3 protein-coding genes are annotated in these 4,957 nt (G+C 71.7%); 1 reads left to right on the top strand and 2 read right to left on the bottom strand.

All coding sequences use genetic code 11. The annotated features are described in order from the left end of the window. On the bottom strand, window positions 1-2,333 hold a 2,333-nt coding region (locus ACWCO3_RS31425), incomplete at its 3' end, for a glycoside hydrolase family 9 protein (RefSeq protein ID WP_450013512.1). Between the two features lie 336 nt (window positions 2,334-2,669). Here ACWCO3_RS31425 and ACWCO3_RS31420 point away from each other — a divergent pair. Beyond that, window positions 2,670-4,235 carry an aldehyde dehydrogenase family protein gene (locus ACWCO3_RS31420; protein WP_450013510.1) on the top strand — a complete coding sequence of 522 codons (1,566 nt, stop codon included), beginning with the start codon at window positions 2,670-2,672 and terminating at the stop codon, window positions 4,233-4,235. Window positions 4,236-4,258: 23 nt separating this feature from the next. On the opposite strand, the gene ACWCO3_RS31415 is transcribed toward ACWCO3_RS31420, so the two are convergent. Continuing rightward, window positions 4,259-4,957: N-acetyltransferase family protein (locus ACWCO3_RS31415; RefSeq protein ID WP_450013508.1), on the bottom strand; the 699-nt coding region annotated here is incomplete at its 5' end.

Genomic DNA, 4,957 nt, shown 5'->3' with positions numbered 1-4,957 from the left:
TGCCCGAGGCACGTGGCCAGGGGTACGGGACCGACGTGATCCGGCTGCTCTGCCGGTACGGCTTCCGCAACCGCAACCTGCGTCGTCTGGAGTTGCCCGGACGTGTTGCCGGCGCCGTCGCGGGCCACGACGGTGAACTCGTACGACGTCGCTGGCAGCAGCGTCGTGATGGTCAACGTCGTGCCGGTGACCGGCCGGACCAGGACCGTGTCGCTGTTGACCTGGACCTCGCGGACGTCGTAGCCGGCCAGGCCGCTGCCGCCGCTGTCGGTCGACGGCGCCCAGGTCAGGGTGACGGTGCGGGGCCCGAGGGCGGACGCCACCGGGGTGCCCGGGACGGTCGGCGCGGTGGTGTCCGGCACGACCGGCCCCGGCTCCTCACCCCAGACGCGGGTGGTGCCGGAGTACAGCGGCACCTTGCGGTTGGGTCCGGCCGTGGCCTGGTACGACGGGTCGTTCGTCGGGTCCCAGGTGCCGCCCTCCGGCACGCCGACCTTGAACTGCACCTCCATCCGGTGCTGCGACTGCCCGGCCGGGGCGATGGTGTACCCGGTGCAGTCCACCTCGACGTACCAGATGTCCCCGCTGTACTGCTTGGCGGTGGTCGGGGACGGGCAGCCCTGGGTGTAGCCGGCGGTCACCTGGACCGGGCCGGTGCCGTCGGGCCGGAAGTAGTACCGGAACTTCCCGTCGGTGAGCGCCCGGGCCGGGAACGCGGACTTGTTGTAGACCATCACCTTGAGCCCGGTGGCCCGCGGCTCGGCCTGCGCCACGGTGGTCTCCACTGTCAGCTCATCGATGTCCGGCGTCTCGGCGACCGGGAAGTTCGCCAGCGGCGTGCCCCCGTACTCGGAGGTCAGCCGGACCAGCGCGGAGGTGAAGCCGGCGTTGTAGTCGGTGGCGACCTCGTTCATCACGTAGTCCGACCGGCTGTCGCTGTACGCGTCGTTGGCCGAGGACGGGCCGCCGACCAGCGCGCCGTAGAGGGTGTGCCGGGTCTGGACGGGCACGGTCTGGCTGTCCCACCAGGAGCCGTGCGCGGTGCGGTGGTGCGGGTTCTTCGGTGGGTTCGCCCCGAACCCGATCACGTAGCTAGAGTTGCGCGGGTTGTCGCCGAGCGCGTAGTTGATCTGCCGGACGGCGAAGTCGTGGTAGCGCGCCTTGCGGGTCGTGTCGGTGGTCTTGTCGCTGTAGACCAGCGCGGCGAACGAGGTGTTGGCGGCGTAGCGCAGCGCGCCCCAGGAGTCGAGCACCGCCATCCCGCCGGGCGAGTACGGCACCCGCTGCCCGTTGACGCCGACCGTCCAGTAGTCCAGCCAGCGGTTGGCGTCGTCGACGTACTTCTGCTTGCCGGTCAGGTTGGCCAGCAGCACGTACGCGCCGAACTGCTTGTTGTCCCAGGCGATCGTCCACTTGTAGGAGCGGGTGGTGGTCTGGTTCTCGGTGCCGAGCTTGTCGTACTCACTCTCGGCCTTGGCCAGGTAGCTGGCCTCGCCGGTGGCCCGGTGCAGCCAGATCGCGGCCCACACCAGCTCGTCCTGCCAGCCGCTCCACGACCGGTAGAAGCTCGTCGCGTCGGTGATGCACTCGTGGTACGACTTCCGCACCGTGTCGGCGAACGTGTACAACTGCCGGGCGTGGCCGAGCAGCTTGTCCGCGTAGGTCGCGTCGGTAGGTCGGAACACCATCGAGGAGGCGGCCATCGCCGCGGCCGTCTCACCCGCCAGGTCCGCGCCGCCACAGCTCGCATCGATCTTGTACGCGGGCCGCGCCATCGGCATCACCTCGGCCGGACCCCACCACTTGTGGTCGTCGTCGCCCTTGCCGACCTGCCCGTAGAGGACGTTGGCTGACGGGTGCGCCTTGATGAAGTAGTCGTTGACGAAGCGCAGGTTGTTGAGCAGATGCGGCAGTTGCCCGGAGGAGGCGTAGCCGCTGCGGTACTCCACCGCTCCCCAGGCGAGCATGGTGGCGCTGAACGCCATCGGGAAGCCGAACTTGACGTGGTCACCGGCGTCGTACCAACCGCCGGTGAGATCCAGGCCCGCGCCGGCGCCGTCGGTGAGCGCGCTGTCGCCGCGCCAGGAGACCCGGTTCCAGTCCGGCAACCGGCCGGACTGCTGCGCCTCGTAGAAGAGCAGCGACTTCTGCAACGCCTCGGCGTAGTTGTAGGTAGCGGGCGCGGCCGAGGCCGGCGACGACGTCGGCCCGGTGACCACGAGGGACAGACCGGTGAGCAGGGCCACCCCGGCGGCCAGTAGCCGCCGCGGCCAGGGCTGATCTCGCACCGGCTGCGCAGCAGACCGCCGGCGGATCCGTTCCGGGTAGGACATCGCGGACTCCTGTCGGTGGCGCCGCCGGGCAGCCCGACCGAGGCGGGACGGCTTCGGGGTGCAACGGGTGCCCGGCGGCGGTGGTGGTGGAGCCGGGACGCGCTCGGGAGCGCTCCCACAGATGAGCGTCAATCTAGCTGTCGGCTGCCGTGTTGTGAAGAGCCAGCACGTCGACGCCCGCGGTCCACGAGGCGGTCTCGGACTCCCCCAGGCACCCGGGCCGGCGACCCCAGAAAAGGGGACACACCGTTGCCGACCTGCTACTTCGCGCGAGACAGTACGACCATCAGCGGTGCCATCGACGCCGCCGTTCCCGGTCGACCCTGAGGAGAAGCGATGGCATTACGACTCGCCGACGGCACCGCCTGGTCCGAGGTCCTGGCCCGCGCGGTGGCCGCCACACCGGAGGCGTTCGGCGCCGAGGTGGACGGTGTCACCACTCTGCACAACCTGATCGAGGGCGAATGGCGGGCGGACGGCCAGCCCGCCCCGGTCCGCACCCCGGTGGACAACACGGTCGTCATCAACCTGCCCCGACTCGACGCCGACACCGCCCGCGCCGCGGTCTCCCACGCCGCCGCCGCGCACCGGGCGTGGGCCCGGACCCCGCTCGCCGACCGTAAGGCCCGCGTCGGCGAGGCGCTGGAATCACTCACCGCCCACCGCGACCTGCTCGCCATGCTGCTGGTCTGGGAGATCGGCAAGCCCTGGCGGCTGGCCTGCGCCGACGTGGACCGGGCGCTCGACGGCGTCCGCTGGTACGCGGACGAGATCGACCGGATGCTCGCCGACGGCCGCGAGCCGCTGCCGGGCCCGGTCAGCAACATCGCGTCGTGGAACTACCCGATGAGCGTCCTGGTGCACGCCGAGCTGGTGCAGCTGCTGGCCGGCAACGCCGTCATCGCCAAGACCCCGTCCCAGGGCGGCGCGGTCTGTCTGACCGTCGCGCACGCGTTGATGCGCCGCGCCGGTCTGCCCGCCACCCTCGTCAGCGGCGGTGGCGAGGAACTGTCCGAGGTGCTGGTCCGGGCGCCCGAGATCGGCGCCGTCGCCTTCGTCGGCGGCCGGTCCAACGGCGGCAAGGTCGCCGCCGCGCTGCTCGACAGCGACAAGCGACACTTCATCGAGCAGGAGGGCCTCAACGCCTGGGGCATCTGGAACTTCTCCCAGTGGGACGTGCTCGCCGCCCACCTCAGGAAGGGCTTCGAGTACGGCAAGCAGCGCTGCACCGCGTACCCCCGCTTCGTCGTGCAGCGCGACCTCGTCGACGAGTTCCTCGACATGTACCTGCCGGTCGTCCGCTCGGTCCGATTCGGCCACCCGCTCGCCGTCGGCGACGACTGGGCGGCCGGCGACCCGCTGCCCGAGCTGGACTTCGGGCCACTCATCAGCGCGGCCAAGGCCGACGAACTGCACCGCAAGGTCGACGAGGCGGTACGCGGCGGCGCGGTGCCCCTGCACCGGGGCAAACTCACCGGCGCGCCGTTCCTGCCCGGGCAGGACACCTCGGCGTACGTGGCACCATCGGTGCTGCTCGCCCCGCCCGGCCGGTCCCGGTTGATGCACGCCGAGCCGTTCGGGCCGGTCGACACGATCGTCGTGGTGGACACCACCGACGAACTGCTGGCCGCGATGAACGCCTCCAACGGCGCGCTGGTCGCGTCGCTGGCCTGCGACGACACCGAGGAGGCCGCCAAGCTCGCCGTGGACCTGCAGGCCTTCAAGGTGGGCATCAACAAGCCGCGCTCACGCGGTGACCGGGACGAACCGTTCGGCGGTCGGGGCGCCTCCTGGAAGGGCGCGTTCGTCGGCGGGGACCTCCTCGTCCAGGCCGTCACCGTCGGCGGCAGCGGTCGTCTCTACGGCAACTTCCCCGACTACAGCAGCTACCCCACTACCTGACGCGAGGCGCGGAAGGGCCCCTGCTACACCCTCGGCGTCAGCAGGGAGCCCTTCCTCTGCGGGGTGAGCGGGACGGTCACCGTGAGCAACGCGCCGTCGCGCTCGGTCGTGTCCGGCCGCCCCAGCCGGCGCAGGGTACGCAGCATCGGGGCGTTCTCGGCCTGGACGTGCAGCACCAGCGCGGCGTACCCGGCCTCGTCCGCGTGCTTGACCAACCGGCGCAGCAACGCCGTACCGAGACCGCGCCGCTGCCAGTCGTCGCGCACCAGCAGCGCCGCCTCGGCCTCGTCGCCCTCGCCGAGCAGGTTCGCCATGGCGACCACCGACTCGGCGATGCCGTCGGTGGCGGTGGTGCTGGCGATCAGCGTCAGCCCTCGACTCGGCTCCAGCAGCCGACGCAGCCGATCCGGCCGCGGCAGCACCGCCCCACCCAGGTATCGCCGGTGCCGGCTGCGCGGTGAACACAGCTCGTGCAGCTCCCGTACGCCGGGCAGGTCGTCGGCGCAGGCCGGTCGCACGGCCACCTCGGCACCGTCGGGCAGCACCAGAGTGACCTGCTCGGCGGCCCGACGGACCACGGTGGCGGCCAACTCGACCAGGGCCTGTGCCCGGGCGTACTCCGCCGGGGTGAACGCGGGCGCGGCCCGGCGGAGCGCGAACGAGCCGCCCGCCGGGTCCGCCAACGCCATGCTCGCGCCGGCGATCCCCCGATCGACGCCGAC

The sequence above is a fragment of the Micromonospora sp. NPDC002411 genome (genome assembly GCF_053592955.1).
This window is presented reverse-complemented; position numbering and strand designations above follow the sequence as displayed.

Coding starts and splice junctions, on each gene's coding strand:
- ACWCO3_RS31420 (WP_450013510.1), top strand. CDS start 2,670: ATGGCATTACGACTCGCCGACGGCACCGCCTGGTCCGAGGTCCTGGCC.